28 protein-coding genes are annotated in these 26,424 nt (G+C 60.4%); 13 read left to right on the top strand and 15 right to left on the bottom strand.

Annotation, left to right across the window (positions count from 1 at the left end):
• The first annotated feature begins 122 nt into the window (after positions 1-122).
• Positions 123-1,448 carry a histidinol dehydrogenase gene (gene hisD, locus AC3IP0_RS04220; RefSeq protein WP_489318366.1) on the top strand — a complete coding sequence of 442 codons (1,326 nt, stop codon included), beginning with the start codon at positions 123-125 and terminating at the stop codon, positions 1,446-1,448.
• Positions 1,449-1,450: 2 nt separating this feature from the next.
• Positions 1,451-2,503, top strand: coding sequence for a histidinol-phosphate transaminase (hisC, locus tag AC3IP0_RS04225; RefSeq protein ID WP_489318367.1), 1,053 nt, complete (start codon positions 1,451-1,453; stop codon positions 2,501-2,503).
• A gap of 61 nt (positions 2,504-2,564) precedes the next feature.
• On the opposite strand, the gene algW is transcribed toward hisC, so the two are convergent.
• On the bottom strand, positions 2,565-3,725 hold the full coding sequence (gene algW, locus AC3IP0_RS04230) for a Do family serine endopeptidase AlgW (RefSeq protein WP_056728386.1): 1,161 nt from the start codon (positions 3,723-3,725) through the stop codon (positions 2,565-2,567).
• Between the two features lie 103 nt (positions 3,726-3,828).
• Here algW and AC3IP0_RS04235 point away from each other — a divergent pair, with 103 nt between their 5' ends.
• The 3 genes from AC3IP0_RS04235 (at position 3,829) to cysN (ending at position 7,576) form a co-directional block, all read left to right on the top strand.
• Entirely contained in the window at positions 3,829-4,587 is a 759-nt protein-coding gene (locus tag AC3IP0_RS04235) for a Nif3-like dinuclear metal center hexameric protein (protein ID WP_008046198.1), read from the top strand.
• 163 nt (positions 4,588-4,750) lie between these two features.
• The gene (gene cysD, locus AC3IP0_RS04240) at positions 4,751-5,668 is read left to right on the top strand and encodes a sulfate adenylyltransferase subunit CysD (RefSeq protein WP_008046199.1); all 918 of its coding nucleotides are present in this window, start codon (positions 4,751-4,753) and stop codon (positions 5,666-5,668) included.
• Between the two features lie 9 nt (positions 5,669-5,677).
• Complete coding sequence (cysN, locus tag AC3IP0_RS04245) at positions 5,678-7,576, top strand: sulfate adenylyltransferase subunit CysN (protein WP_489318368.1); 1,899 nt, start codon at positions 5,678-5,680, stop codon at positions 7,574-7,576.
• 151 nt (positions 7,577-7,727) lie between these two features.
• Here cysN and yihG read toward each other — a convergent pair whose 3' ends face one another.
• The 3 genes from yihG to AC3IP0_RS04260 are packed head-to-tail and all read right to left on the bottom strand — an operon-like array spanning position 7,728 to position 11,117.
• A complete protein-coding gene (gene yihG, locus AC3IP0_RS04250; RefSeq protein WP_489318369.1) occupies positions 7,728-8,630 on the bottom strand; it encodes a 1-acylglycerol-3-phosphate O-acyltransferase, YihG family in 903 nt (300 codons plus the stop codon).
• Entirely contained in the window at positions 8,631-10,730 is a 2,100-nt protein-coding gene (gene pta, locus AC3IP0_RS04255) for a phosphate acetyltransferase (RefSeq protein WP_489318370.1), read from the bottom strand.
• Positions 10,731-10,790: 60 nt separating this feature from the next.
• Positions 10,791-11,117 carry a DUF3565 domain-containing protein gene (locus AC3IP0_RS04260; protein WP_489318371.1) on the bottom strand — a complete coding sequence of 109 codons (327 nt, stop codon included), beginning with the start codon at positions 11,115-11,117 and terminating at the stop codon, positions 10,791-10,793.
• Here AC3IP0_RS04260 and AC3IP0_RS04265 point away from each other — a divergent pair.
• The 3 genes from AC3IP0_RS04265 to AC3IP0_RS04275 all read left to right on the top strand — a co-directional run bounded on the left by AC3IP0_RS04265 (position 11,086) and on the right by AC3IP0_RS04275 (position 13,466).
• Positions 11,086-11,571 carry an FKBP-type peptidyl-prolyl cis-trans isomerase gene (locus AC3IP0_RS04265; RefSeq protein WP_007901600.1) on the top strand — a complete coding sequence of 162 codons (486 nt, stop codon included), beginning with the start codon at positions 11,086-11,088 and terminating at the stop codon, positions 11,569-11,571. The two genes, AC3IP0_RS04260 and AC3IP0_RS04265, sit on opposite strands and share 32 nt — an antisense overlap.
• A gap of 122 nt (positions 11,572-11,693) precedes the next feature.
• Positions 11,694-12,176, top strand: a complete 483-nt coding sequence (locus AC3IP0_RS04270) for a glutathione peroxidase (RefSeq protein WP_477776354.1) — start codon at positions 11,694-11,696, stop codon at positions 12,174-12,176.
• A 186-nt stretch (positions 12,177-12,362) separates the two neighbouring features.
• On the top strand, positions 12,363-13,466 hold the full coding sequence (locus AC3IP0_RS04275) for an NADH:flavin oxidoreductase (RefSeq protein ID WP_489318372.1): 1,104 nt from the start codon (positions 12,363-12,365) through the stop codon (positions 13,464-13,466).
• A gap of 119 nt (positions 13,467-13,585) precedes the next feature.
• Here AC3IP0_RS04275 and AC3IP0_RS04280 read toward each other — a convergent pair whose 3' ends face one another.
• Together AC3IP0_RS04280 and cysZ are read right to left on the bottom strand one after the other, a co-directional pair.
• Positions 13,586-14,785, bottom strand: coding sequence for a glycosyltransferase family 4 protein (locus AC3IP0_RS04280; protein WP_489326704.1), 1,200 nt, complete (start codon positions 14,783-14,785; stop codon positions 13,586-13,588).
• A 36-nt stretch (positions 14,786-14,821) separates the two neighbouring features.
• The gene (cysZ, locus tag AC3IP0_RS04285) at positions 14,822-15,574 is read right to left on the bottom strand and encodes a sulfate transporter CysZ (protein WP_489318374.1); all 753 of its coding nucleotides are present in this window, start codon (positions 15,572-15,574) and stop codon (positions 14,822-14,824) included.
• 315 nt (positions 15,575-15,889) lie between these two features.
• Between cysZ and trxB the strand changes: the two genes are divergently transcribed.
• Positions 15,890-16,846: a thioredoxin-disulfide reductase gene (trxB, locus tag AC3IP0_RS04290; protein ID WP_223455602.1), complete on the top strand. Its 957-nt coding sequence runs from the start codon at positions 15,890-15,892 to the stop codon at positions 16,844-16,846.
• A gap of 150 nt (positions 16,847-16,996) precedes the next feature.
• Here trxB and AC3IP0_RS04295 read toward each other — a convergent pair whose 3' ends face one another.
• From AC3IP0_RS04295 to AC3IP0_RS04325, 7 genes are all read right to left on the bottom strand, one after another.
• Positions 16,997-18,253, bottom strand: coding sequence for a 2-aminoadipate transaminase (locus AC3IP0_RS04295; RefSeq protein WP_489326706.1), 1,257 nt, complete (start codon positions 18,251-18,253; stop codon positions 16,997-16,999).
• Positions 18,254-18,461: 208 nt separating this feature from the next.
• On the bottom strand, positions 18,462-18,800 hold the full coding sequence (locus AC3IP0_RS04300; RefSeq protein ID WP_222589812.1) for a HopJ type III effector protein: 339 nt from the start codon (positions 18,798-18,800) through the stop codon (positions 18,462-18,464).
• Complete coding sequence (locus AC3IP0_RS04305) at positions 18,793-19,089, bottom strand: DUF1244 domain-containing protein (protein WP_008000589.1); 297 nt, start codon at positions 19,087-19,089, stop codon at positions 18,793-18,795. Before AC3IP0_RS04305 ends, AC3IP0_RS04300 begins: the two co-directional genes overlap by 8 nt.
• 96 nt (positions 19,090-19,185) lie before the next feature.
• A complete protein-coding gene (gene folX / locus AC3IP0_RS04310; protein WP_056728405.1) occupies positions 19,186-19,557 on the bottom strand; it encodes a dihydroneopterin triphosphate 2'-epimerase in 372 nt (123 codons plus the stop codon).
• Between the two features lie 2 nt (positions 19,558-19,559).
• Entirely contained in the window at positions 19,560-20,120 is a 561-nt protein-coding gene (gene folE, locus AC3IP0_RS04315) for a GTP cyclohydrolase I FolE (protein ID WP_008046221.1), read from the bottom strand.
• Between the two features lie 19 nt (positions 20,121-20,139).
• Entirely contained in the window at positions 20,140-20,850 is a 711-nt protein-coding gene (gene folM, locus AC3IP0_RS04320) for a dihydromonapterin reductase (RefSeq protein WP_489326707.1), read from the bottom strand.
• Positions 20,851-20,990: 140 nt separating this feature from the next.
• On the bottom strand, positions 20,991-21,560 hold the full coding sequence (locus tag AC3IP0_RS04325) for an antibiotic biosynthesis monooxygenase (protein WP_489318379.1): 570 nt from the start codon (positions 21,558-21,560) through the stop codon (positions 20,991-20,993).
• 223 nt (positions 21,561-21,783) lie between these two features.
• Between AC3IP0_RS04325 and AC3IP0_RS04330 the strand changes: the two genes are divergently transcribed.
• Positions 21,784-22,743 carry a MerR family transcriptional regulator gene (locus AC3IP0_RS04330; RefSeq protein ID WP_489326708.1) on the top strand — a complete coding sequence of 320 codons (960 nt, stop codon included), beginning with the start codon at positions 21,784-21,786 and terminating at the stop codon, positions 22,741-22,743.
• A 3-nt stretch (positions 22,744-22,746) separates the two neighbouring features.
• On the opposite strand, the gene AC3IP0_RS04335 is transcribed toward AC3IP0_RS04330, so the two are convergent.
• Positions 22,747-23,352 carry a hypothetical protein gene (locus AC3IP0_RS04335; protein ID WP_489318381.1) on the bottom strand — a complete coding sequence of 202 codons (606 nt, stop codon included), beginning with the start codon at positions 23,350-23,352 and terminating at the stop codon, positions 22,747-22,749.
• Positions 23,353-23,406: 54 nt separating this feature from the next.
• A complete protein-coding gene (locus tag AC3IP0_RS04340) occupies positions 23,407-23,883 on the bottom strand; it encodes a PAS domain-containing protein (RefSeq protein WP_489326710.1) in 477 nt (158 codons plus the stop codon).
• A 102-nt stretch (positions 23,884-23,985) separates the two neighbouring features.
• Between AC3IP0_RS04340 and AC3IP0_RS04345 the strand changes: the two genes are divergently transcribed.
• The 3 genes from AC3IP0_RS04345 (at position 23,986) to AC3IP0_RS04355 (ending at position 26,352) form a co-directional block, all read left to right on the top strand.
• Positions 23,986-24,441, top strand: a complete 456-nt coding sequence (locus AC3IP0_RS04345) for a flavodoxin (protein WP_489326711.1) — start codon at positions 23,986-23,988, stop codon at positions 24,439-24,441.
• A gap of 226 nt (positions 24,442-24,667) precedes the next feature.
• Positions 24,668-25,450 (top strand): class II aldolase/adducin family protein, encoded by a 783-nt coding sequence (locus AC3IP0_RS04350; RefSeq protein WP_046040106.1) that lies wholly within the window; start codon positions 24,668-24,670, stop codon positions 25,448-25,450.
• Positions 25,450-26,352 carry an alpha/beta fold hydrolase gene (locus tag AC3IP0_RS04355; protein ID WP_489318384.1) on the top strand — a complete coding sequence of 301 codons (903 nt, stop codon included), beginning with the start codon at positions 25,450-25,452 and terminating at the stop codon, positions 26,350-26,352. Before AC3IP0_RS04350 ends, AC3IP0_RS04355 begins: the two co-directional genes overlap by 1 nt.
• Positions 26,353-26,424: the final 72 nt, after the last annotated feature.

Below are 26,424 nucleotides of genomic sequence, written 5' to 3' on the forward strand. Positions count from 1 at the left end.
ACCTGCGCGACGTTAAGTCGCGCCCGTCTATCCGCCTCATAGCCAGAATTCTCAGGTGCCCAAGCGGATGGAGTGCTAGCTTCGGGCGCCTGAGTTTTTGCCATTCCTATGAGGCTCTCGCTATGACCGCACCGACTGCAATTCGCCGACTCAACGCTGCTGACCCGGATTTCGCGCATCATCTGGATCATCTGCTGAGCTGGGAAAGTGTGTCTGACGACTCGGTCAATCAGCGGGTGCTGGACATCATCAAGGCCGTGCGTGAGCGTGGCGATGCGGCACTGGTGGACTTTACCCGCCAGTTCGACGGCCTGGACGTGAAGTCCATGGCCGACCTGATCCTGCCGCGTGAGCGTCTGGAACTGGCGCTGACCCGCATCACCGTGGCCCAGCGCGAAGCCCTGGAAGTCGCCGCGGCCCGTGTGCGCAGCTACCACGAAAAACAGAAGCAGGATTCCTGGAGCTACACCGAGGCCGATGGCACCGTGCTGGGCCAGAAAGTCACGCCGCTGGATCGCGCCGGTCTGTATGTACCGGGCGGCAAGGCGTCGTACCCGTCGTCGGTGTTGATGAACGCGATTCCGGCCAAGGTTGCAGGCGTGACCGAAGTGGTCATGGTGGTGCCGACCCCGCGCGGTGAAATCAACGAGCTGGTGCTGGCCGCCGCCTGCATCGCCGGTGTCGACCGCGTGTTCACCATCGGTGGCGCTCAAGCCGTTGCGGCATTGGCTTACGGCACCGAAAGCGTACCGAAGGTCGATAAAGTGGTCGGCCCGGGCAACATCTATGTCGCCACCGCCAAGCGTCACGTGTTTGGCCAGGTCGGTATCGACATGATCGCCGGTCCCTCCGAGATCCTCGTGGTGTGCGACGGCCAGACCGATCCGGACTGGATCGCCATGGACCTGTTCTCCCAGGCCGAGCACGACGAAGACGCCCAGGCGATTCTGGTCAGCCCGGACGCCGAGTTCCTCGACAAGGTCGCCGCCAGCATCGCCAAGTTGATGCCGACCATGGAGCGCGCCGCGATCATCGAAACCTCGCTCAATGGCCGTGGTGCACTGATCAAGGTTCGCGACATGGAGCAAGCCATCGAAGTGGCCAACCGCATCGCGCCGGAGCACCTCGAGTTGTCCGTTGCCGATCCACAAGCCTGGCTGCCGCAAATCCGCCACGCCGGTGCGATCTTCATGGGGCGTCACACCTCCGAAGCCTTGGGCGACTACTGCGCCGGTCCCAACCACGTATTGCCGACTTCCGGCACTGCACGCTTCTCTTCGCCGCTGGGCGTGTATGACTTCCAGAAGCGTTCGTCGATCATCTTCTGCTCCGAGCAGGGTGCGTCCGTACTGGGCAAGACCGCTTCCGTGCTGGCCCGTGGCGAGTCGCTGACCGCCCACGCCCGCAGTGCCGAATATCGCATCGTTGACGACAAGCAGGGGAACTGAACATGAGTAAATTCTGGAGCCCGTTCGTCAAGAATCTGGTGCCTTACGTGCCGGGCGAACAGCCGAAACTGGCGAAACTGGTTAAGCTCAACACCAACGAAAACCCGTACGGCCCATCGCCAAAAGCCCTCGCGGCGATGCAGACCGAACTCAATGACAACCTGCGCCTGTACCCGGACCCGAACAGCGACCTGCTCAAGCAAGCCGTTGCCAGGTACTACGGCGTGCAAGGCAATCAGGTGTTCCTCGGCAACGGTTCCGATGAAGTGCTGGCGCACATCTTCCACGGTTTGCTGCAGCACGATCAGCCACTGTTGTTCCCGGACATCAGCTACAGTTTTTACCCGGTCTACTGCAGGTTGTACGGCATCAAGTTCGACGCGGTGCCGCTGGACGAGCAGTTCCAGATCAACCCGGCGGACTACGCCAAGCCGAACGGCGGGATCATCTTCCCTAACCCGAATGCGCCGACCGGTTGCCTGTTGGCGCTGGAAGCGGTGGAGCAGATTCTCAAGGCCAGCCCGGATTCGGTGGTGGTGGTCGACGAGGCCTACATCGACTTCGGCGGCGAGACGGCAATCACCCTGGTGGACCGCTATCCGAACCTGCTGGTGACCCAGACCCTGTCCAAATCCCGTTCCCTGGCCGGTCTGCGAGTGGGCCTGGCGGTCGGCCATCCGGACCTGATCGAGGCGCTGGAGCGGATCAAGAACAGCTTCAACTCCTATCCGCTGGATCGCATGGCGAATGTCGGCGCTGCCGCAGCGTTCGAGGATCGCGAGTATTTCGACAAGACCTGCGCGTTGGTGATCGAGAATCGCGAGAAGGTCGTTGCACAGCTAGAGGAGAAGGGTTTTGAAGTGCTGCCATCGGCGGCGAACTTCATTTTCGCCCGTCACCCCCGGCACGATGCGGCGGGCCTGGCGGCGAAGTTGCGCGAGCAAGGCGTGATCGTCCGGCACTTCAAGCAGGAGCGGATTGCCCAGTTCCTGCGGATCTCCATCGGCACGCCGGAGCAGAATCAGGCGCTGATCGACGGCCTCGGCGACTTGTAAAACCAGGCACGACCCTGTGGGAGCGAGCAAGCTCGCTCCCACAGTTTTTTGGGTTGTCCGCTTACTCTTCTTCTTTATCCTTGACCGGAGCCGGCGGCGGACGCAGGCCAACTTCCGCCGTCAGCTTGAGCTCCTTGCCGTTGCGCATCACCTGGATCGCGACCTTGTCGGTCGGCTTGATTCGCGCCACCTGATTCATCGAGCGACGGCCATCACCGGCCGGTTCGCCATCGATGGCAAGAATCACATCACCCAGTTGCAGGCCGGCCTTCTGTGCCGGACCATCGCGGAAAATCCCCGCCACGACAATGCCAGGGCGCCCGGACAAGCCGAACGACTCGGCCAGTTCCTGGGTCAGCGGCTGCACTTCGATACCCAGCCAGCCACGAATCACCTGGCCGTGCTCGATGATCGACTTCATCACTTCCATCGCCAGTTTCACCGGGATCGCGAAACCAATGCCCTGGGAGCCCCCGGACTTGGAAAAAATCGCCGTGTTGATACCGGTCAGGTTGCCGATGGCATCCACCAGCGCACCGCCTGAGTTGCCGGGGTTGATCGCCGCATCGGTCTGGATGAAGTCTTCGTAGTTGTTCAGGCCCAGTTGGTTGCGCCCGGTGGCGCTGATGATGCCCATGGTCACGGTCTGGCCGACGCCGAACGGGTTGCCGATGGCCAGCGCGACGTCGCCGATGCGGATGTTGTCGGAACGTCCCACGGTGATCGACGGCAGATTTTTCAGGTCGATTTTCAGAACCGCGAGGTCAGTCTCCGGGTCGCTGCCGATCACCCGCGCCAGGGTTTCCCGGCCGTCCTTGAGTGCCACCACGATCTGGTCGGCGCCGCTGGTCACGTGGTTGTTGGTCAGGATGTAACCTTCCGGGCTCATGATCACGCCGGAACCGAGGCTCGACTCCATGCGTTTCTGCTTGGGCGAGTTGTCGCCGAAGAAGCGCCGGAACTGCGGATCTTCGAACAACGGATGGTTGGGTTTGTTGATGACTTTAGTGGTGTACAGGTTCACCACCGACGGCGCCGCGGTGGATACCGCTTCGGCATAAGACACCGGGCCCTGCTGCATGCTGGTGGTTTGCGGCGCTTGTTGCAGATTGACGTCGAGGCTCGGGAGCCCGACCCACTGCGGGTAACGCTGGATTATCAAAAGAGCGACAAGCACGCCGGCCAATAGCGGCCAGCCGGAAAAACGCAGCGCCTTGAGCATTAAGCAGTTCCTGAGAGAGTTGCAGGCGGTATGAGACCGCTCATAATGACGCGCATTATACGAGGCCGCACGCGCCTCTGAACGGGATATTTAGGAGTCTTTCATGGCCGTCGCCCTGAGCACCCTGGTCGAAGAAGCCGACCGTTACCTCAACAGCGCCAAAATCGCCGATTATTGCCCCAACGGCTTGCAAGTCGAAGGCCGTCCGCAAGTGATGCGCATTGTCAGTGGTGTCACTGCCAGCCAGGCCTTGCTCGATGCGGCCGTGGAGGCCAATGCCGACCTGGTGCTGGTGCATCATGGCTACTTCTGGAAAGGCGAGAACCCGTGCATCACCGGCATGAAGCAGCGCCGCCTGAAGACCCTGCTCAAGCACGATATCAGCCTGTTGTCCTATCACCTGCCGCTGGACTTGCACCCGGACGTCGGCAATAACGTGCAGCTCGCGCGGCAGCTCGACATCACCGTCGAAGGTCCGCTGGACCCGGACAACCTGAAGATTGTCGGCTTGGTCGGCTCGCTGAATGAGCCGATGATGCCCCGGGATTTCGCCCGCCGCGTCCAGGAAGTGATGGGGCGTGAGCCGCTGTTGATCGAAGGCAGCGCCATGATCCGCCGCGTCGGCTGGTGCACCGGTGGTGGCCAGGGTTACATCGATCAGGCCATTCTGGCCGGCGTCGATCTGTACCTCAGCGGCGAGGCTTCCGAGCAAACCTTCCACAGCGCCCGGGAAAACGACATCAGCTTCATCGCCGCCGGTCACCATGCGACCGAGCGCTACGGCGTTCAGGCGCTGGGGGATTATCTGGCGCGTCGGTTTGCACTGGAGCACATCTTCATCGATTGCCCGAATCCGATTTGAGGTACACCATCGATCAAAAAGGGACTGCGATGCCCAAACGGGCAGGCATATTCATATGCTCTTTCGATCTAGTTGGCGTCCTGATTAGAAGAGGTCGCTGTGCTAGGATCCCCGCTCGAACACGGCCCGCTGGCCGTTCATAAGAAAGTTTTCGTGAGTAGCCATGGTCGACAAACTGACGCATCTGAAACAGCTGGAGGCGGAAAGCATCCACATCATCCGCGAGGTGGCCGCCGAGTTCGATAACCCGGTGATGCTGTACTCCATCGGTAAAGACTCCGCCGTGATGCTGCATCTGGCACGCAAGGCGTTCTTCCCGGGCAAGCTGCCGTTTCCGGTGATGCACGTCGACACTCGCTGGAAATTCAAGGAGATGTACAGCTTCCGCGACAAGATGGTCGCCGAGCTGGGCCTCGACCTGATCACCCACGTCAACCCGGACGGCGTGGCGCAGGACATCAACCCGTTCACCCACGGCAGCGCCAAGCACACCGACATCATGAAGACCGAGGGCCTCAAGCAGGCTCTCGACAAGTATGGTTTCGACGCAGCATTCGGCGGCGCCCGTCGCGATGAAGAGAAATCCCGCGCTAAAGAGCGTGTGTACTCGTTCCGCGACAGCAAGCACCGCTGGGATCCGAAGAACCAGCGTCCCGAGCTGTGGAACGTCTACAACGGCAAGGTCAACAAGGGCGAGTCGATCCGCGTCTTCCCGCTGTCGAACTGGACCGAGCTGGACATCTGGCAGTACATCTACCTTGAAGGCATCCCGATCGTTCCGCTGTACTTCGCCGCCGAGCGTGAAGTCATCGAGAAGAACGGCACGCTGATCATGATCGACGACGAGCGCATCCTCGAGCACCTGAGCGATGAAGACAAAGCCCGTATCGTCAAAAAGAAAGTGCGTTTCCGTACCCTTGGTTGCTACCCGTTGACGGGCGCGGTGGAGTCCGAGGCCGAAAGCCTCACGGACATCATTCAGGAAATGCTCCTGACGCGAACTTCCGAGCGCCAGGGCCGTGTCATCGACCACGATGGCGCCGGCTCGATGGAAGACAAAAAACGTCAAGGTTATTTCTAAGGGGCTGTCATGTCGCACCAATCTGATTTGATCAGCGAGGACATCCTCGCCTACCTGGGCCAGCACGAACGTAAAGAGCTGCTGCGCTTTCTGACTTGCGGTAACGTCGACGACGGCAAGAGCACCCTGATTGGGCGCCTGCTGCACGACTCCAAGATGATCTACGAAGATCACCTGGAAGCCATTACCCGCGACTCGAAAAAAGTCGGCACCACCGGTGAAGATATCGACCTGGCGCTGCTGGTCGACGGCCTGCAGGCCGAGCGTGAGCAAGGCATCACCATCGATGTCGCGTACCGCTATTTCTCCACCGCCAAGCGCAAATTCATCATCGCCGACACCCCAGGCCATGAGCAGTACACCCGCAACATGGCCACCGGTGCCTCCACCTGTGACCTGGCGATCATCCTGGTCGACGCCCGTTACGGCGTGCAGACCCAGACTCGTCGCCACAGCTTCATCGCCTCGCTGCTGGGCATCAAGCACATCGTCGTGGCCATCAACAAGATGGACCTCAAGGACTTCGACCAGGGCGTGTTCGAGTCGATCAAGGCCGACTACCTGCAGTTCGCCGAAGGCTTGAAGATGAAGCCCACCACGATGCACTTCGTGCCGATGTCGGCTTTGAAGGGCGACAACGTGGTGAACAAGTCCGAGCGTTCGCCGTGGTACACCGGCCAGTCGCTGATGGAAATCCTCGAGACCGTGGAAGTGGCGGGCGATCGCAACTTCACCGACCTGCGTTTCCCGGTGCAGTATGTCAACCGTCCGAACCTGAACTTCCGTGGCTTCGCCGGTACGCTGGCCAGCGGCATCGTCAAGAAAGGCGACGAAGTCGTGGTGCTGCCGTCGGGCAAGAGCAGCCGCGTGAAGTCCATCGTCACCTTCGAAGGTGAGCTGGAACACGCAGGTCCTGGTCAGGCAGTCACGCTGACCATGGAAGACGAAATCGATATCTCCCGTGGCGACCTGTTGGTTCACGCCGACAACGTGCCGCCGGTGACCGACAGCTTCGAAGCGATGCTGGTATGGATGGCTGAAGAGCCGATGCTGCCGGGCAAGAAATACGACATCAAACGCGCTACCAGTTACGTGCCGGGCTCTATCGCCAGCATCGTCAACAAGGTCGACGTCAACACCCTGGAAGAAGGTCCGGCCAGCGCGTTGCAGCTGAACGAAATCGGCAAGGTCAAGATCGCGCTCGATGCGCCGATTGCCCTCGACGGTTACGACAGCAACCGCACCACCGGCGCCTTCATCATCATCGACCGCTTGACCAACGGCACCGTTGGCGCGGGCATGATCGTCGCCCAACCTTTGGCCCATGGCACCAGCACGCACCACGGCAAACTGGCCCACGTCGCCACCGAAGAACGCGCACAGCGCTTCGGCCAGCAACCGGCCACCGTGTTGTTCAGCGGTTTGTCCGGCGCGGGCAAAAGCACCCTGGCGTATGCGGTTGAACGCAAGTTGTTCGACATGGGCCGTGCGGTGTTCGTACTCGATGGCCAGAACCTGCGTCACGACCTGAACAAAGGTCTGCCACAGGATCGCGCCGGGCGTACCGAGAACTGGCGTCGTGCCGCGCACGTTGCGCGTCAGTTCAACGAGGCTGGTCTGCTGACCCTCGCTGCCTTCGTTGCACCGAATGCCGAAGGGCGTGAACAGGCCCGGGAACTGATCGGCAAGGAGCGTCTGTTGACGGTCTACGTCCAGGCTTCGCCAACCGTCTGCGCCGAGCGTGATCCGCAAGGTTTGTACGCGGCGGCCGGGGATAACATCCCGGGCGAGTCGTTCCCGTACGACGTGCCGCTGGATGCCGACCTGGTGATCGACACCCAGTCCGTGTCGCTGGAGGAAAGCGTCAAGCAAGTGCTGGGTCTGCTGCGTGAGCGTGGTGCGATCTAAGCCTTAGCCGCAAAGAAAAACCCGCCGATGAGTGATCATCGGCGGGTTTTTTGTGTCTTTCAGATCGTCAAAAGATCGCAGCCTTCGGCAGCTCCTACATTGGTTCGGCGTACATCCTGTAGGAGCTGCCGAAGGCTGCGATCTTTTGATCTTAAATCTGCGGATACTCGCGATGCATCTGCTCCAGCAACGCATCCTTGTCCTGCCACAGCTGATTAATCCAGCCCTGAAACTGCAACCGGTATTCCCCATCCTGATCGTAGTTCTTGCCAATGAACTGCGGCGGAATCTTCAGCTCTTCGAAGTGCACCACCACATCCGCAACATTCCCGCACAGCAAGTCCCAGAAACCGGGGCGGCCAGCCGGGTAGTGGATGGTCACGTTGACCAGGGATTCAAGCTGCTCGCCCATCGCATCCAGCACAAAGGCAATGCCGCCGGCCTTGGCCTTGAGCAGGTACTTCAAGGGTGACTGCTGTTGCTTGTGCTTGCCCTCGGTGAAGCGCGTGCCTTCGACGAAGTTGAAAATGCCCACCGGGTTGTTGCGAAACTTCGCACAGGTCTTGCGGGTGGTTTCCAGGTCCTTGCCTTTCTTTTCCGGGTGCTTCTCCAGATAGGCCTTGGAGTAGCGCTTCATGAACGGAAAGCCCAGTGCCCACCAGGCCAGACCGATCACCGGGACCCAGATCAGCTCCTGCTTGAGAAAGAACTTCAGCGGTTGAATGCGCCGGTTGAGCACGTATTGCAGCACCAGGATGTCGACCCAGCTCTGGTGGTTGCTGGTGATCAGGTACGAGTGCTGATAGTCGAGGCCTTGCAGGCCGCTGATGTGCCAGCGTGTGCGGCGCACCAGGTTCATCCAGCCTTTGTTGAGGCTGATCCAGGCTTCGTGGGTATGGCTCATCAGCCAGCCCGCGAGGCGCTGGGTGAGGGCGAACGGCAGTACCTTGACGAGCGCCACGCAGAACAGGAACGAACAGAGCAGAATCGTGTTCAGTGCCAACAGCAGCGAGGCGATCACGCCCCGCAGCGGAGCAGGTAGGAAGTCCAGCATTTACACATCCATAGGTCGGTTGGCGGCTTGGATCGCGGTCAGGGCGATGGTGTAGACGATGTCATCGACCTGCGCACCGCGGGGCAAATCGTTCACCGGTTTGCGCAGGCCTTGCAGCATCGGCCCGAGGCTGACGCAGTCGGCGCTACGCTGTACGGCCTTGTGCGTGGTGTTGCCGGTGTTGAGGTCGGGGAACACATACACCGTGGCACGACCGGCCACCTGACTGTTCGGCGCCAGTTGCCGGGCCACGCTTTCGTTGGCAGCGGCGTCGTACTGCAAGGGGCCGTCGATCAGCAGCGAGTGCTGTTGTTCGTGGGCGAGCAGGGTCGCCTCGCGGACCTTCTCGACGTCTTCGCCGCTGTCCGACTCGCCGCTGGAGTAGCTGATCATCGCCACCCGTGGCGTGATGCCGAAGGCGGCGGCCGAATCAGCGCTTTGCAGGGCGATCTCGGCCAGTTCGCTGGCGCTCGGGTGCGGGTTCATCACGCAGTCGCCGTAGACCAGCACCTCTTCCGGGAACAGCATGAAGAACACCGATGACACCAGGGTGCAGCCCGGCGCGGTTTTGATCAGCTGCAGGGCAGGGCGGATGGTGTTGGCGGTGGTGTTGATCACGCCCGACACGAGGCCGTCGACTTCATCCAGGGCCAGCATCATGGTGCCGATCACCACGGTGTCTTCCAGTTGTTGCTCGGCCATCGGAGCGTTGAGGCTTTTGCTTTTGCGCAGCGCGACCATGGGCTCGACATAGCGCTCGCGGATCGAGTCCGGATCGATGATTTCCAGACCCGGTGGCAACTCGATGCCCTGGGCGCGGGCAACGGCCTGCACGTCCTCGGGCTTGGCCAGCAACACGCAGCGAGCGATGCCACGGGCCTGGCAGATCGCGGCGGCCTGCACGGTCAGCGGCTCGCTGCCTTCGGGCAACACGATGCGCTTGTTGGCCGCCTGGGCGCGCTGGATCAATTGATAGCGGAACACCGCTGGCGACAGGCGCATTTCCCGTGGTGTACCGCAGCGTTGATGCAGCCAGTTGGCATCGAGGTGGCCAGCGATGAAATCGGTGATGATCTCGGCGCGCTCGCGGTCATCGATGGGGATTTCCTTGTTCAGGCCATTGAGCAGGTTGGCGGTGTCATAGGAGCCGGTGCTCACCGACAGCACCGGCAACCCGGCCTGCAGGGCGCCGCGGCACAGGTCCATGATGCGTGGGTCGGGTAGTGTGTCGCTGGTCAGCAGTAGGCCGGCCAGCGGCACGCCGTTCAAGGCCGCGAGGCTGACGGCGAGGATGATGTCGTCGCGGTCGCCGGGGGTCACCACCAGCACGCCGGGCTTGAGCAACTCCACGGTGTTGCGCATGGTGCGGGCGCAAATGATGATCTTGGTCATGCGCCGGGTTTCGTAATCGCCGGCGTTGAGCACTTGCGCGCCCATCAGGTCGGCGACGTCGCGGGTGCGCGGGGCGTTCAGCTCCGGCTGGAACGGAATGCAGCCGAGCAAGCGGAAATCACCACTGCGCAGCAACGGCGAATGTTCCTTCAGGCGCGTGGCGAAGGCCTCCATGCTTTCTTCGGTCTTGACCTTGTTGAGGATCACACCGAGGACTTTCGGGTCTTTCGGCCCGCCGAACAATTGCGCCTGCAACTCCACGCGACCTGAGAGTTCGGTCAGCACTTCGTTTTCCGGTGCCGAGACCAGGATCACCTCGGCGTCGAGGCTCTTGGCCAGATGCAGGTTGACCCGCGCGGCATAACTGGCGCTGCGGGTCGGCACCATGCCTTCGACGATCAGCACGTCCTTGCCGATGGCCGCCTGCTGATAAAGGGCGATGATTTCTTCGAGCAATTCATCGAGCTGACCGTCGCCGAGCATGCGCTCGACATGGGCCAGACCCAAGGGCTGGGGCGGTTTCAAACCGTGGGTACGCGCCACCAGTTCGGTGGAACGTTCCGGGCCCGTGTCGCCCGGATGCGGCTGGGCAATCGGCTTGAAAAAGCCGACCTTGAGGCCGGCGCGCTCAAGGGTGCGCACCAGCCCGAGGCTGATGGAGGTCAGACCCACACCAAAATCGGTGGGCGCGATAAAAAAAGTTTGCATGCGGATTCTCTAAAGGTGCATTGCAAAGGTGATGACCTATAACTGGTCGTCTACCGAAATTCAGTCGCCAAGGTTATCGCTAACCGAGCCTTGTGCGCACCAACCACAATCAAAGGGTTGGCCTATTTTTTCCTGGCGCTGCGCAGGGTGCATGACCCAGGCGCGCGATTGCCATGGCGGCTGGTGTCGCAGGTGTTGGGTGTGGCCGCAGGAAAGCTCGGCCACCCAGTGTCCGTCCTCGTCCTGATGGAAGCCTGTGATCGTCGAATCCCGTCTGTCCGGGTTGTGTTCGCTTTCGGACGATGGCTTCGCTAAACTTGGCCTTTCAATCTTCTTATGCAAAAGGTCTCGCCCCATGCTGATCGCCGCCAATAAGGCTGTCTCCATCGACTATACCCTGACCAACGACGCTGGTGAGGTCATCGACAGCTCCGCCGGCGGCGCGCCGCTGGTCTACCTGCAAGGCGCAGGCAACATCATCCCGGGCCTGGAAAAGGCTCTGGAAGGCAAGGCTGTCGGCGACGAGCTGACCGTAGCCGTTGAACCGGAAGACGCTTACGGCGAATACGCTGCCGAACTGGTCAGCACCCTGAGCCGCAGCATGTTCGAAGGCGTCGACGAGCTGGAAGTGGGCATGCAGTTCCACGCTTCCGCTCCGGACGGCCAGATGCAGATCGTGACCATCCGTGATCTGGACGGCGACGACGTCACCGTTGACGGCAACCACCCGTTGGCCGGTCAACGCCTGAATTTCCAGGTCAAGATCATCGACATCCGTGACGCCAGCCAGGAAGAAATCGCGCATGGCCACGTCCATGGCGAAGGTGGCCATCACCACTGATTTCTGCGCTAAGCTCAGATAACTGGAGAGGCGCCCTGTGGGCGCCTTTTTAGTCTGCGGCCGTCCCTGACGACACCGCCAAGTGGCTGTTTCGAGAAGAACACGGGAATCTGGAGTACGCCATGAGTGCTTTTCACGACCTTAAATTGACAGCCCTGGATGGACAGGAGCTACCTCTGGCGCCTTTCAAAGGCCAAGTCGTACTGGTGGTCAACGTCGCCTCCAAATGCGGCCTGACCCCGCAGTACGCGGCGCTGGAAAACCTTTACCAGCTATACAAGGGCAAAGGCTTCAGCGTGCTGGGCTTGCCGTGCAACCAGTTTGCCGGGCAGGAACCGGGGACCGAACAAGAGATCAAGGATTTCTGCAGCCTCAACTATGGCGTGACCTTTCCGTTGTCCAGCAAACTGGAAGTCAATGGGCATGATCGTCATCAGTTGTACCGCTTGCTGGCGGGCGAGGGCGCGGAATTTCCCGGCGACATCACCTGGAACTTCGAGAAGTTCCTGCTGGGCAAGGACGGCCGTGTACTGGCTCGGTTCTCGCCGCGCACGGCGCCGGATGATCCGACCATCGTTCACGCGATTGAAAAAGCGCTGAGCTAATCCGGAAAGACAAGCAAAAGATCGCAGCCTTCGGCAGCTCCTACGATCCTGTGTAGGAGCTGCCGAAGGCTGCGATCTTTTGCTTTCTGTCTTTTGACCCTTGATCACCGAAATCAATAATGCTGTTCAAGCAGTGGAACTCTCCATATTATCACCGTCATAAAGTTACTTCCCGTGGAGCGTCCCATGCCCGTCAAAGCCCTGTTCAAACCGTTCCACCTCGGCACCCTCGAACTGCCGACCCGCGTCGTCATGGCGCCGATGACCCGCTCCTTTTCCCCGGGCGGCGTGCCTAATTCCAAAGTGATCGAATACTACCGTCGTCGCGCCGCTGCGGGCGTCGGCCTGATCATCACCGAAGGCACCACCGTCGGTCACAAGGCGTCCAACGGCTATCCGAACGTTCCGCATTTCTACGGTGAAGCGGCCCTGGCCGGCTGGAAGAAAGTCGTCGACGCCGTTCACGCCGAAGGCGGCAAGATCGTTCCGCAGCTGTGGCACGTGGGCAGCGTGCGCCGTATCGGCACCGAGCCGGATGCCAGCGTGCCGGGTTATGGCCCGTCGGAAAAACTGAAGGAAGGTCAGGTCGTGGTTCACGGCATGACCAAACAGGATATCCAGGACGTGATCGCCGCGTTCGCCCAGGCCGCCAAGGATGCCCAGAGCATCGGCATGGACGGCGTGGAAATCCACGGTGCCCACGGTTATCTGGTGGACCAGTTCTTCTGGGAAGGCAGCAACCAGCGTACCGACGAATACGGCGGCAGCCTGGCCAACCGTTCGCGCTTCGCCATTGAATTGATTCAGGCCGTGCGTGCCGCGGTCGGTGAAGGTTTCCCGATCATCTTCCGTTTCTCCCAGTGGAAGCAGCAGGACTACACCGCGCGTCTGGTGCAAACCCCGGAAGCCTTGGGCGAGTTCCTCAAACCGTTGGCCGACGCGGGCGTGGATATTTTCCACTGCTCGACCCGCCGCTTCTGGGAGCCGGAGTTCGACGGTTCCGAGCTGAACCTGGCCGGCTGGACCCGCCAACTCACCGGCAAGCCAACCATCACCGTGGGCAGCGTCGGCCTGGATGGCGAGTTCCTGCAGTTCATGGTCAACACTGATAAGGTCGCGCAACCGGCCAGCCTGGAAAAACTGCTGGAGCGCCTGAACAACGACGAGTTCGACCTGGTGGCGGTCGGTCGTGCCTTGCTGGTGGACCCGGACTGGGCGCAGAAAGTGCGCGATGGTCGCGAGGAAGACATTCTGCCGTTCAGCCGTGAGGCGTTGATGACGCTGGTTTAAGCGACGTCTGTTCCAACCTCTTCGCGAGCAGGCTCGCTCCCACACTGGATCTGTGCATGACATGGATCCCTTGTGGGAGCGAGCCTGCTCGCGAAGACTGACTCAAGAACACTGCAAAATCAGGGAACAATCGGTGCATTCGGCACCACCATCTCCCTGGCACATGCCCCACGCAACTGTCCCTCGAACTGCTCGATGATCGACGCCCAACCCTGGCGACTGGCATGCTGGCGCGCATTGAGCCGCACATTGCGCAAGGCTTCCCGTTCCTCCAGCAGCCATGCCGCTGCATCGCAGAACGCCTCTTCATCCCCCGGCATCGCCAGCACACCGTTGTAGCCATGACGAATATGCTGGGCCGCTGCTGCCTGGTCGTAGGCCACCACGCCGAGCCCCGAAGCGAGTGCTTCAAGCACCACATTGCCGAAGGTTTCAGTCAGGCTCGGAAACAGAAACACGTCGCCCGAGGCGTAGTGACATGCCAGGGCTTCACCCCGTTGCGTGCCGCAGAAAATCGCCTCGGGCATTTCGTTTTCCAGTTCCTGGCGCTGCGGGCCATCGCCGACCACGATCAGTTTCAGCGTGCGCTGGGGATAACTCGCCTTGAGGGTATTGAAGGTGCGCTTGAGCAAGCCGAGATTCTTTTCCGGGGCCAGGCGTCCGACATGAATGACGGCGATGTCTGCCTCGGCCAGTCCCCATTGCTCGCGCAGCGCATTTAACCGTTTGGCCGGGTGAAACAATTCGCTGTCGACCCCACGGGACAGCAACGCCAGTCGCTCGAACTGACGTCGCTCCAGTTCCAGGCGCTGGCTGACGCTGGGCACCAGGGTCATGGTCGAGCGATTGTGGAACCAACGCAGGTAGTGAGTCAGCAGGCGCGTGAGCAAACCAAACCCGTACTGATTGGAGTACTGCTGGAAATTGGTGTGGAAACCGCTGACCACGGAAATCCCCAGTCGCCGCGCCGCACGCAACGCAGAGAGGCCCAGCGGGCCCTCGGTGGCGATGTAGAGCACATCCGGGCGGTGACGCGTCCAGCGCCGCAGCAGTTTGTGCATCGACGATTGACCCCATTGCAGGCCGGGATAGCCCGGTAGCGGCCAGCCGCGGCACAGCAACAATTCATCGTCGCTGCCCAACTGCTGGTCGCAGCCCTGACGCGGGCGCACCAGTTCCACTTGATGCCCGCGCGCGCGCAAACCTTCGCACAAGCGTCCCAGAGTATTGGCCACGCCGTTGATTTCCGGTGGGAAGGTTTCGGTGATCAGGGTGATATGCAGAGCTGTCGTCATGACCCCAGTGTCGACCGGGGCCATGTCGTCAGTGTGACGTCAGGATGATGGATTTGTGACTTAGCGCTGGGTCACCAGGTTTTCCGCCCCGCGCTCACGCACCCAGAACAGCGTCGCCCCGGCCACGGCCGCCGGCATCATCAGGATGTTGACCACCGGGATCAGCAGCACCAGGTACACGCTGCCGCCGAAGCTCATGCTCTGCCAGCGCTTCTGGCGCAGCCAGGCGAGCATTTCGTTCCAGCCCAGCTTGTGGTTGTCCGCCGGGTAGTCGATGTATTGGATCGCCATCATCCACACCCCGAACAACAGCCATAGCGGCGCGGCGATAATGTTCACCACCGGGATGAACGAGAGGATGAACAGCCCGATTGCCCGGGGCAGAAAGTAGCCGAGCTTGCGCATTTCCCGGGCCAGGGTGCGCGGGACCATCGCAATCAGCTCGCCCCAGCTGAAGGCCGGGAAATCATCGGTGCCGCGCACCACCACTTCGACTTTCTCCGCGAGGAAGCCGTTGAATGGTGCGGCAATGACGTTGGCGAGCATGGTGAAGGTGAAGAACACCATCAACACCACCAGTACCACGAACAGCGGCCAGAGGATGTAGTTGAGAAAACTCAGCCAGTCGGGCAGGGACGGCATCAAGGTGTCGACCCACAGGCTGAATTGATGGCCGGCCAGGTAGATCAATCCGACGAACAGCACCAGGTTGATTGCCAGCGGCAACAGCACAAACAAACGCAGGCTGGGGCTCAGCACCAGCTTGAGGCCTTCGCGCAGGTATTGCGGGCCGGACAGAACAGGGGCGGGCATAAGGGGCTCCGAACAGAGGGAAAACGCGCCGACCTTACCGGCTTTGCTTCACAGGCGAAAGCGCGGTGGCGGTATCGACATTCACTGTAACAAAGACGTCGATATCGTCGGCCAGATGGCATAGAGACCACCTATGAGCTGGATTGTTAAACCGTATTTCCTTAATCTTCGCCCCCTCGATACGCTGCACCCAATCTTTTTACAGGACGGTCGGGTTCAAGCCTTCCCCAAGTGCTTTCAACCGTTCTTTTTTATTCCAGCCGGCAATCCGGCGTTCCGCGCCAGGTATTCCGGGCCGGTCAACAGGAGCATGTCATGTCTGAAGTCCGTCATTCGCGAGTGATTATTCTCGGTTCCGGCCCTGCCGGTTACAGCGCCGCGGTCTATGCCGCACGTGCCAACCTCAAGCCACTGCTGATCACCGGCATGCAGGCTGGCGGTCAACTGACCACCACCACCGAAGTCGACAACTGGCCGGGCGACGTCCACGGCCTGACCGGCCCGGCGCTGATGGAGCGGATGCGCGAACACGCCGAGCGCTTTGAAACCGAGATCGTTTTCGATCACATCAATGCCGTCGACTTCGCTGCCAAGCCTTACACCCTGATCGGCGACAGCGCGACTTACACCTGCGATGCCCTGATCATCGCCACCGGCGCCAGCGCTCGTTACCTGGGCCTGCCGTCTGAAGAAACCTTCATGGGCAAAGGCGTTTCGGCCTGCGCGACCTGCGACGGTTTCTTCTACCGCAACAAGCCTGTGGCTGTGGTCGGCGGCGGCAACACCGCTGTTGAAGAAGCCCTGTACCTGGCCAACATCGCCAGCAAAGTCACGCTGATCCACCGTCGCGAAACCTTCCGCGCCGAGAAGATCCTGATCGACAAGCTGAACGCCCGTGTTGCCGAAGGCAAGATCGAGCTGAAGCTGAACGCGACCCTGGACGAAGTGCTGGGCGACAACATGGGCGTGACCGGTGCCCGCCTGAAGAACAACGACGGCAGCTTCGACGAAGTGAAAGTCGACGGCGTGTTCATCGCCATCGGCCACACCCCGAACACTTCGCTGTTCGAAGGCCAGCTGACCCTGAAAGACGGTTACCTGGTTGTGCAGGGAGGCCGTGACGGCAACGCCACTGCCACCAACCTCGAAGGTATCTTCGCCGCCGGTGACGTGGCTGACCACGTGTACCGTCAGGCCATCACCTCCGCTGGCGCCGGTTGCATGGCGGCACTGGATGCCGAGCGTTACCTCGACGATCTGCAGAACGCTTGATTCTGCTTTCGTTGAAATGAAAAAACCGGCTTCGGCCGGTTTTTTTGTGGTGAGGACAAATGCGCTCAACCCTGTAGGAGCTGCCGAAGGCTGCGATCTTCGAAGGTCAAGGTCAAAAGATCGCAGCCTCCGGCAGCTCCTACAGGGGCTTTATGCTTGAGTCAGTTTTGCCAGGCATGCCTCAAGAATATCCAGTCCTTCTTCCAGAACTGTCGCCTCAATGGTCAACGGCGCCAGCAAGCGGATGATGTGCCGCGATTTGCCGCTGGGCATCAGCAGCAGACCCGCATCCCGCGCCAGGGCCAGCAGTTGGGTCAATTGTGCCGGGGCGGGCGAGCCATCGGCGTTGATCAACTCGATGCCACGCATGGCGCCGACGCCAGTCAAGCGTCCCAGGTACGGCGTCAGGTTGTTCGCACGCCAGGTTGCATGGCGGCCGACAATCGCTTCTTCCTGCTGTGTGCCCCAGGCATGCAGGTTGGCATCGGTCATTTCCTCGAGGGTTGCCAGTGCCGCAGCGCAGGCGATGGGATTGCCGGAGTAAGTGCCACCGAGTCCGCCCTTGGGCAAGTTGTCCAGCAGCGACTTGCGCCCGACCACCGCACCCAGCGGCACGCCGCCGGCGATGCTCTTGCCGAGCAGGATCAGGTCCGGCTCGATGCCCAGCCGCGAGAACGCGAAACGCTGGCCGGTACGGCCAAAACCGGACTGGATTTCATCGGCGATCAGCACGATGCCCTTGTCGTCGCAGAACTTGCGCAGCGCCTGGGCGAACTCAACCTCCATGGCCAGGAAGCCCGCTTCGCCCTGCACCGGTTCGACGATAAAGCAGGCGACATCTTCGACATCGATCTCGACGCTGAACAGGCGCTCCATGGCTTTGAGGGCCTCGGCACAGGTAACGCCGTTGTCCTGGCTGGGGAAGGGCAGGTGAAACACCGGCCCCGGCAGCACGCCGACTTTCTGTTTGTAGGGCGCGACTTTGCCGTTGAGGTTGAGGGTGGCCAGCGTGCGGCCGTGGAAGGCGCCGTCGAAGGCGATGACCGCGCTTCGACCAGTGGCGCCACGGACGATCTTCAGCGCGTTCTCAGCCGCTTCCGCGCCGCTGTTGGTGAGCATGCCGCTGACCGGGTAACCCACCGGCATGAACGCGCTGAGGCGATCCATCAGTTCGAGGTAAGGCACATGGGGTGCAGCGTTGAACGCGTAGTGGGTCAGTCGGGTGGCTTGTTCGCGAATGGCCTCGACGATGCGCGGATGGCAATGGCCGAGGTTCAGCACGCCGATGCCGCCGACAAAGTCGATGTAGCGTTTGCCATCGGTGTCCCAGACCTCGGCATTCTTGCCGTGGCTGAGCGTGACAGGGTGAACGATGTTGATCGACTGGCTGATGGTTTCGCTGCGCATGAATGACCGGCTCGGAAGTAGGAGGACTTCTTTTTATCTAAGCCGTGAGCAGCGGTACGGGGCAAACGAAATAAAGTTGCCGGGTCAATCTTAAAAGTCGGAATGTGCAGGGCGAAACAGTAGAGATCAAAAGATCGCAGCCTTCGGCAGCTCCTACAGGGAATCAAACCTCATGTAGGAGCTGCCGAAGGCTGCGATTTTTTTGGTATCAGCGGCGGGTCAGCGGCTGCTGAGCGAACTTCACACCAGCCAGGCCATGGGCAATCAACGCGCGGATGTTGCCGTGATCGCTGCCTTCAGGTGTGGCAACAACCGAACGGTAATGCTCGCCGAAAGCCAGCAGTGCTTCTTCATCGCTCAAGCCTTCGAGCAGCGCCAGACCCAGGGTCTTGCACGAACCTTCGTTCTGCCCGGCCGCGTTTTCCACACCACCGTTGTTGAAGGCCTGAGGCTGGTAGTCGTAACCGGCGGCGATGAAGGCCAGGGTGTCGGCGAAGGCGTGTTCGCCGCTTTTGAGGCTGGCGCGCAGGGTGTTCAAATCACTCATTGGGTTTTCCTTTGGCGAACGCCGCTTGCTGGTCGGCGCTGGCTTCTTGCTGATATTGGGCTTTCCATTCGGCGTACGGCATGCCGTAAACCACTTCGCGGGCCTCGTCGAGGCTGACCTCGATCTGGCGTTCGTCGGCCGCCGCCTTGTACCACTTGGACAGGCAGTTGCGGCAAAAACCCGAGAGGTTCATCAGGTCGATGTTCTGCACATCCTTGCGGCTGTCCAGGTGGGCCACCAGCCGGCGAAAGGCGGCGGCTTCGAGTTCCAGGCGTTGTTGATCGGTCATGGCGGTCTCTGCGAGTCAGCTTCAAGCGACACGCTTGAAGCTGCAAGTTGGATGGCGGTGGCTGCAAGTTTACAGCTTGGCGCTTGTGGCTTGAAGCTAGCGGCTCGCTGCAAGCGTAATCGACACCGACTCGGCGAATCGCAGCGCGTGGGGCTTGTCGACCTCGACCTCGGCGTACAGCACCGATGCGTTGGCCATCACCAGGTCGAGAATTTCCTGGGTCAGGCGTTCGAGCAGCGCAAAGCGGTTGCCTTCCACATGGGCGATGATCGCCTTGGTAATGGTCCGGTAGTTCAACGCGTGATCGATGTCGTTGTCCCGTACCGCTTCCTGGGCTGCGTACAGAATGGTGAGGTTGATCAGCACATCCTGCTTGTTGAGGATTTCATCCTCGTTGATGCCGATGAAGGTACGCAGGCCCAGGTCTTTGACCCGGATGCGTGCCATGCCTGGCTGAAGTTGTGGCATTGCTACTTGCTCCGTCCAATCAATTGCAGGAACTCCTGGCGGGTGTTGCTCGACTCGCGGAAGGCGCCGAGCATCACCGAGGTGTTCATGGTCGAATTCTGTTTCTCGACGCCGCGCATCATCATGCACATGTGCTGCGCTTCGATGACCACCGCGACGCCTGCCGCGCCGGTCACTTGCTGCACTGCGTCGGCGATTTGCCGGGTGAGGTTTTCCTGGATTTGCAGGCGCCGGGCGAACATGTCCACCAGCCGCGCAATCTTCGACAGGCCCAGCACCTTGCCGGTTGGAATATAAGCCACATGCGCCTTGCCGATGAAGGGCAGGATGTGGTGTTCGCAAAGCGAGTACAGCTCGATGTTGTCGACGATCACCATTTCATCGTTGTCGGAGGCGAACAGCGCGCCATTGACGATCTCCTCGACACTTTGCTCATAGCCATGGCAAAGGTACTGCATGGCTTTGGCTGCGCGCGTCGGCGTATCGAGCAAACCCTCGCGGTCGGGGTTTTCACCGAGACCGATGAGGATCTCTCGATAATTCTGGGGCAGGGATAACGTCATGGAAAATCCTCGCGGGACACTATTTGATGTGCCTTCCGCCATTGACGGTCAGGGTGGTGCCGGTGACATAAGGGTTGTCGAGCAGATAGCGCAGGCTCTGGTAGACCACTTCGCAGCCGGGTTCGATGCCCAGCGCAGACTTGGCCAACGCCCTGGCGCGGTAGGCCGCGTCGTCTTCAGGGTTGAACATTAGCAGGGCCGGCGCGATCCCGTTGACCTTGATGGCCGGCGCGTACCTGGCGGCGAAGGACAGGGTCAGGCTGTCGAGCCCGGCTTTGCTGGCGCAATAGCCGATGTGCTTGCTGCTGCCCTTGCGGGTCACGTCATCGCTGATGTGCACGATGTCGGCGGGACTTGAGCGTTGCAGCAGGTCGGCGCAATGCAGGTTGATCAGGTAGGGCGCCAGCATGTGCACACTGAACATGCGGGTGAATGCCGCGGCTTCGGTGTCCGGCGTTTCAGCCAGCCATTCGGAGGCGTTGTGGACAATCGCCCGCAAACAGTCGGTGTGGGTTTTCAGTTCGTTGATGAAGGCGAGGATCCCGGTTTCGCTGGCAAAGTCCGCGAACACCGCGATGGCCCCCAGATCGCGCAGGGTTTGTACGCCGGGGCGCTCGCTGCGGTAGCTGAAAATCACCCGATGGCCATCTTCCAGCAATCGCCGGGCACAGTGCAGGCCGACACGCTGGCCGGCGCCGGTAATGAGGACAGGGGCTGCGGAAGAAGTCATGAACGGCTCGCATCGCGGTGAGAGCAAAACTATACCAGCGAGGAGTCGTGAGATGTCTCGGAAAAGATCGCAGCCTTCGGCAGCTCCTACGGGCCGCCATCTGTTGCCGATTTGTAGGAGCTGGCGAAGCCTGCGATCTTTTAGCGGTTTTGCGGTACTGAGGTCGTGGGCAATGGACGTACCGGCGTGCTGTTCAGCCAGCCGGCCAGCAAACGGGTCGACAACGGAATGAACAAATAAACCATCAGTGGCGTCAGGCACAGGGTGCTGATGAACACCCGCGGCAGCAGGCTCATGTCACTCAACAGCGGGCCCAGCACAAAGTTGAAAAGCAACGAAACCGGAAAGAACGCCAGCCAGATCGCCACGGCCTGTTTCCAGCGCGGCGGGCGTTGACCGACGGCACCGAACCAACCTTCGATGCCGCTGACCCGGTGTTCTGTCGGGTGGGCGAACAGGTCGCTGCCGCGTCCGAGCCAGGCGCTGCGCGAAGCGGAATGTTCCCAGGCGTGCAGGGTCTGTTCGTCGGCGAAGCGGAAAATGATCTGGAATTCGTCGTCCTCGGGCGGCGGAGCGAGCACACCGGAGCCGAGATAACCGGGAAAATCGGTGGCCAGTTGTTCGCCTTCGCGCAGCCAGGCGATCAGGTCCTGGTAACGTCCATTGGCAACGCGGCGCGCAACCATCAGCGTGACGGGAGGGGTAGACATTGTGTATCTCCGTAAGGCATTTGCGTCGCTCCGGATAGGAACTTCGCCAGGCACAGCGCCGGGGTGGTGGGCTGCGTCTCGAAACAAGCAAGGATTATTCCTGATTCTGCCCGTGGCGTCTGTGACGTTTATCCGCTCATTCGTGGCATCGATTTTTTACGGAAACTTTACGTGGCAGGGGCGTTAGAATAAGGCTCGGACGATACAGGGATGTTTCAACAGGATGCCCATGCTTACAGACGTCGCTTCAGGCTCCACGCAGGCCGTCGCTCTCGAACAGGAAGAGCTCTTTCCCATTCGCGAGGTGGCGCGACTGACAGGAGTCAACCCGGTCACGCTTCGAGCCTGGGAGCGACGATATGGCCTGATTGTTCCAACACGCACCGATAGTGGGCATCGCCTGTATTCGATGTCCGATATCGAGCGTGTCCACAGCATCCTCGGCTGGATCGAGCGTGGGGTTGCCGTCAGCAGGATCGGCAAGATCCTGGCCAGGACCGAGCCGCTCCAGACGTTGTCGCACATCATCCCCAACAGCCTTGTGGAAGCCGATTACGCGCAGTGGCAGCAGCAGGTTCTTGCTGCGGTCAACGGGTTTGACGACATTCGGCTGGAGCAGGTCTACGGGCAAATCTTTTCCAGCTACTCCTTGCCGGTGGTGTTCCAGGACATTCTGATGCCCGTCTGGAAGCAGTTGTTGCAACGCCAGGACCAGTTCGGCGGCACCAGCGAGTGGCTGTTCCTGGATGGCTTTCTGCGTTCCCGGGTGGTGCAGCGTCTGTTGTTGATGCGCGAAAAACAGCCGCGTCGCGTGGTCATCTGTGCCCTGGATGGCAATTGCCGGGAACTGGAGCTGCAGGTCGCCGCCCTGTTCCTGAGTTCCGGGCCATCGACCGTTCGCGTACTGAACATGGGCCAGCCATTCGAGGAGCTGGCGCTGATGTGTGAAAGGATCAAGCCCTTGGCGCTGGTGCTGTTTTCCAATCATGCGCCGGCTTCCGAGTTGCCGCGGCGCCTGAATCGCCTGGCCATGAGTCTGGATTGCCGATTGTTGTTGGCCGGCGATGCTTGCGACCTGGCACAGGAGAGCCTGGCCGGGTCATCGATCGGTTGCCTGGGCAATGAAGGGGAGGTCATGAGCCAGCGTCTGAAGCAGTTCCTGGCGGGTAACCTGGATACTTGAAGTTCAGAGATGCAGCGTAGGATGAGTCAAACGATGCTGTTGCAGGATGAACTGGCGCAGGCGCTCGGTTTCGTCCGTATCGCTCTGGCTCAGTTGATAGGCGTAGAAGCCCTTGTCGTTTTCTTTCTCGAAGGTGCCGCGCAAGGCAATCCGCTCGTAGCCTGAGGGGCTGAACCACAAGGCGAATTGCTTCGGCGGTTTGGTCTTGTTGCGAGCTTCCAGCAAAACCCCTTTGCACGACACTTCGTGTACCCACAGAGTTCCGGGTTGACCCTTGGCGTTTTCCAGGGCTACCGGTTCGTCCAGCACCAAGCGCCAAGGCCGGACCATCGGCCCGTCTTCATAGATGCTCGGCACGCCGAGACGCAAATGCAGCGCATGGAACTCGTCTTCCACCAAGTGCAGGGGGAAGGTCATTTGCTGGTTTTCGAAGTTGGCGTGAATGGTGACTTGCTCATGGGCGGCAAGGCGCGTGAGCAAGTCACGGATTTGCGAACCACCGTTGACGAGCAGGCTCGACGTCGCGTCCCGCACATTGAGTTGCGGGTTGTGTTGCATGGTCTGGATGAAATCCAGCTCATCCTGGGTCAGGAGCGCGTCGCGTTGCATGGCCAACTCGAAGGATATAGTTACAAAGTCATTGGTGATTGTAGTTACTGACCATTAATTCCGGGTTTCGTTTTCGCCGTTCGTCGCCTTGAGCGCAGCAAGCTCGGTCTGGAGTTCAGCCAACTGCCCCTCCAGCTGTGCCACGCGCTGTTGCGCCTTGACCTGCACGGTGACGTCTTTCTGCACACCGACAAAATAGGTTTGCCCGTCCGCTGGATTTTTCACCGTTGAAAGGGACAGCTCGTTCCAGAACGGTGTGCCATCCTTGCGGTAGTTGCGCAGTATTTCCCGGCAGGATCCTTCACGGTTCAAGGCGTCGCGAATCAACGGCAGGGCTTCCTGATCGCGGTCTCCCGACTGCAGGAAGCGACAATCCTGATAGAGGATTTCTTCACTGGAGTACCCCGTCAGGCGTTCGAAGGCGGGGTTGACGTAAATGAGGATTTTGTCCTGATCGCCTTCCTTTTCGGCAATCACGATACCGTCATTGGAGGCATTGATCACCATTTGCAGCAGTTGTGCATTAATCATCGGAGTATCCTTTCCTGATTGATTGTCAATTGCATTCTAAAAGAATAATCACGACCGTGGTGTTAATATCCGGGTCTTTTACTCGGATTCAGGATCAGATCGATGAAAGTCGCCATCATTTCCGGCTCGGTGTACGGCACGGCCGAAGAAGTTGCCCGCCACGCCGCCAGCCTGTTGAAAGCCGCCGGTTTCGAAACCTGCCACAACCCGCGTGCGACTCTCGCCGACGTGCTGGCGTTTGGCCCCGAAGCCTTTCTGGCGGTGACCTCGACCACCGGCATGGGTGAACTGCCGGACAACCTGCAACCGCTGTATTCGAGCATTCGTGACCAATTGCCAGCAGCCTGGCGCGGTTTGCCGGGCGCGGTGATCGGATTGGGCGATGCGAGCTATGGCGATACTTTTTGTGGCGGCGGCGAGCAGATGCGCGAATTGTTCGGTGAACTGGGCATTCGCGAAGTACTGCCGATGTTGCGCCTGGATGCCAGCGAGAGCGTGACCCCCGAGACGGACGCCGAGCCTTGGCTGGCGGACCTGATCAGCGCACTGCGCACCTGACATTACCCCGGCATCCATGCCAGGCAGGGTTCTGGCAGTACGGTAAAAAAACCGCCTGTCAGACCATCGCTGGCGCCGGTCGTTTGACATGGATCCAGGGTGACAGGGCGACTGACTCGCAGGGTCACCAAGCTGGCTGCCAATGCAACTACACGAACCTCAAGGGCTGACTAGACTCGGTGGACATAGGAAACACTCCATAATAAAAACACCGAGGCTTCTTGCCGTGACTGTCGCTCCCGTCCAATCGCCACCCAGTGTCAAAGACCAGGTCAGTGCTGCCGAGTGGCAGACCCGCGTCGACCTGGCAGCCTGTTATCGCCTGGTCGCCCAACATGGCTGGGATGACCTGATCTTCACCCATATCTCCGCCAAGGTGCCCGGCACCGAAGACTTCCTGATCAACCCGTTCGGGTTGATGTTTCACGAAATCACCGCGTCGAGCCTGGTCAAGGTGGATCAGGCCGGCAACAAGCTGATGGACAGTCCTTACGAGATCAATCCGGCGGGCTACACCATCCACAGCGCCGTGCATGAAGTCCGTCACGATGTCGTCTGCGTGCTCCACACCCACACGGCTTCGGGGGTGGCGGTGTCGGCACAGAAGCAGGGTGTTTTGCCGATCAGCCAACAGTCGTTGTTCGTGCTTTCCAGCCTGGCCTACCACGCCTACGAAGGCGTGGCGCTCAACCATGAAGAGAAAGTGCGGCTACAGGCCGACCTCGGTGAAAACAATTTCCTGATGTTGCATAACCACGGTCTGCTGACCTGCGGCAGCACCATCGCCGATACATTCCTGATGATGTTCACCTTTCAGCGCGCCTGCGACATTCAGGTCATGGCGCAAAACGGTGCCGCTGAACTGATCGCCATCGAACCGCAGATTCTGGCCGGCGCCAAAGCCATGATCGCGGGTGTCACCCGAAGTGCTCAAGGAATGGGCGGAGCGCTGGCCTGGCCGGCGCTGCTGCGCAAACTCGATAAACTGGACCCGGGTTATAAACTCTAATGGCACTCGCCGAGATCCCACTGTGTGTCTGGCGCAAACGCAGCCAGGCGTTCGTATTCCGTGGCCAGACCATCCGTTACTGGACAGCAGGGCAGGGTGAGCCGCTGTTGCTCATTCACGGCTTTCCGTCCGCCAGTTGGGACTGGCATTACCTGTGGCAGCCATTGGCCCAGCGCTTTCGCGTGATCGCATGCGACATGCTGGGCTTCGGCGATTCGGCCAAACCGGCGAATCACGAATACAGCCTGCTGGAGCAAGCGGATCTGCAACAGGCACTGCTTGAACACCTGAATGTCGAGCAGCCAGTGCACCTGCTCGCCCACGATTACGGCGACAGCGTGGCCCAGGAACTGCTGGCCCGGCATTACGAATCGCGGTTGGAACTGGCCAGTTGCGTGTTTCTCAACGGCGGGCTGTTTCCGGAAACACACCACCCGCTATTGATGCAAAAACTCTTGCTCAGCCCTTTGGGCTGGATGATTGGCCGCGCCTTCAGTCGTGACGGCCTGGTGAGAAGCTTTCGGCAGATTTTCGGTCCGCATACCCGTCCCAGTGAAAGCCAGATGGATGACTTCTGGAGCCTGGTCGAAAGCCAGCGCGGGCCACGGATCATGCACAAATTGATCGCCTACATCCCGGAGCGACGCGTCTGGCGCGACCGCTGGGTGAGCGCTATGCAACGCGGTGAAGTGCCGCTGCGAGTGATCGATGGCGGGGTCGATCCGATCTCCGGCGCGCACATGGTCGAGCGTTACCGGGAGCTGATCCCGGATGCGGATACGGTGGTGTTGCCAGACATTGGCCACTACCCGCAGATCGAGGCCCCCGGCGAGGTGCTCAAGCACTACCTGGCGTTTCGCGATCAATTGCTCTTGCCGCCGCGCAAGGTGGCGTGTTCCTGATTCGCAGCGTTGAACCTGTTCTGCTTCTGTGGGATCGCGTCATCCTGTCCGACGCGATCATCATCCCCCAGC

It is taken from the genome of Pseudomonas sp. GL_103, from assembly GCF_057835175.1.

What these genes read in the sequence shown, in the direction of transcription:
- AC3IP0_RS04295 (WP_489326706.1), bottom strand. Translation starts at nt 18,253, where the DNA reads ATGCGCAGCGAAACCATCAGCCAGTCGATCAACATCGTTCACCCTGTC.
- AC3IP0_RS04265 (WP_007901600.1), top strand. Translation starts at nt 11,086, where the DNA reads ATGCTGATCGCCGCCAATAAGGCTGTCTCCATCGACTATACCCTGACC.
- AC3IP0_RS04340 (WP_489326710.1), bottom strand. Translation starts at nt 23,883, where the DNA reads ATGATTAATGCACAACTGCTGCAAATGGTGATCAATGCCTCCAATGAC.
- AC3IP0_RS04335 (WP_489318381.1), bottom strand. Translation starts at nt 23,352, where the DNA reads ATGCAACGCGACGCGCTCCTGACCCAGGATGAGCTGGATTTCATCCAG.
- AC3IP0_RS04325 (WP_489318379.1), bottom strand. Translation starts at nt 21,560, where the DNA reads ATGTCTACCCCTCCCGTCACGCTGATGGTTGCGCGCCGCGTTGCCAAT.
- trxB (WP_223455602.1), top strand. Translation starts at nt 15,890, where the DNA reads ATGTCTGAAGTCCGTCATTCGCGAGTGATTATTCTCGGTTCCGGCCCT.
- AC3IP0_RS04235 (WP_008046198.1), top strand. Translation starts at nt 3,829, where the DNA reads ATGGCCGTCGCCCTGAGCACCCTGGTCGAAGAAGCCGACCGTTACCTC.
- AC3IP0_RS04330 (WP_489326708.1), top strand. Translation starts at nt 21,784, where the DNA reads ATGCCCATGCTTACAGACGTCGCTTCAGGCTCCACGCAGGCCGTCGCT.
- AC3IP0_RS04280 (WP_489326704.1), bottom strand. Translation starts at nt 14,785, where the DNA reads ATGGCCCCGGTCGACACTGGGGTCATGACGACAGCTCTGCATATCACC.
- folE (WP_008046221.1), bottom strand. Translation starts at nt 20,120, where the DNA reads ATGACGTTATCCCTGCCCCAGAATTATCGAGAGATCCTCATCGGTCTC.
- AC3IP0_RS04355 (WP_489318384.1), top strand. Translation starts at nt 25,450, where the DNA reads ATGGCACTCGCCGAGATCCCACTGTGTGTCTGGCGCAAACGCAGCCAG.
- pta (WP_489318370.1), bottom strand. Translation starts at nt 10,730, where the DNA reads ATGCAAACTTTTTTTATCGCGCCCACCGATTTTGGTGTGGGTCTGACC.
- folX (WP_056728405.1), bottom strand. Translation starts at nt 19,557, where the DNA reads ATGCCACAACTTCAGCCAGGCATGGCACGCATCCGGGTCAAAGACCTG.
- AC3IP0_RS04260 (WP_489318371.1), bottom strand. Translation starts at nt 11,117, where the DNA reads ATGGAGACAGCCTTATTGGCGGCGATCAGCATGGGGCGAGACCTTTTG.
- AC3IP0_RS04305 (WP_008000589.1), bottom strand. Translation starts at nt 19,089, where the DNA reads ATGACCGATCAACAACGCCTGGAACTCGAAGCCGCCGCCTTTCGCCGG.
- cysZ (WP_489318374.1), bottom strand. Translation starts at nt 15,574, where the DNA reads ATGCCCGCCCCTGTTCTGTCCGGCCCGCAATACCTGCGCGAAGGCCTC.
- AC3IP0_RS04270 (WP_477776354.1), top strand. Translation starts at nt 11,694, where the DNA reads ATGAGTGCTTTTCACGACCTTAAATTGACAGCCCTGGATGGACAGGAG.
- AC3IP0_RS04345 (WP_489326711.1), top strand. Translation starts at nt 23,986, where the DNA reads ATGAAAGTCGCCATCATTTCCGGCTCGGTGTACGGCACGGCCGAAGAA.
- algW (WP_056728386.1), bottom strand. Translation starts at nt 3,725, where the DNA reads ATGCTCAAGGCGCTGCGTTTTTCCGGCTGGCCGCTATTGGCCGGCGTG.
- AC3IP0_RS04300 (WP_222589812.1), bottom strand. Translation starts at nt 18,800, where the DNA reads ATGAGTGATTTGAACACCCTGCGCGCCAGCCTCAAAAGCGGCGAACAC.
- cysD (WP_008046199.1), top strand. Translation starts at nt 4,751, where the DNA reads ATGGTCGACAAACTGACGCATCTGAAACAGCTGGAGGCGGAAAGCATC.
- yihG (WP_489318369.1), bottom strand. Translation starts at nt 8,630, where the DNA reads ATGCTGGACTTCCTACCTGCTCCGCTGCGGGGCGTGATCGCCTCGCTG.
- hisD (WP_489318366.1), top strand. Translation starts at nt 123, where the DNA reads ATGACCGCACCGACTGCAATTCGCCGACTCAACGCTGCTGACCCGGAT.
- AC3IP0_RS04275 (WP_489318372.1), top strand. Translation starts at nt 12,363, where the DNA reads ATGCCCGTCAAAGCCCTGTTCAAACCGTTCCACCTCGGCACCCTCGAA.
- cysN (WP_489318368.1), top strand. Translation starts at nt 5,678, where the DNA reads ATGTCGCACCAATCTGATTTGATCAGCGAGGACATCCTCGCCTACCTG.
- folM (WP_489326707.1), bottom strand. Translation starts at nt 20,850, where the DNA reads ATGACTTCTTCCGCAGCCCCTGTCCTCATTACCGGCGCCGGCCAGCGT.
- hisC (WP_489318367.1), top strand. Translation starts at nt 1,451, where the DNA reads ATGAGTAAATTCTGGAGCCCGTTCGTCAAGAATCTGGTGCCTTACGTG.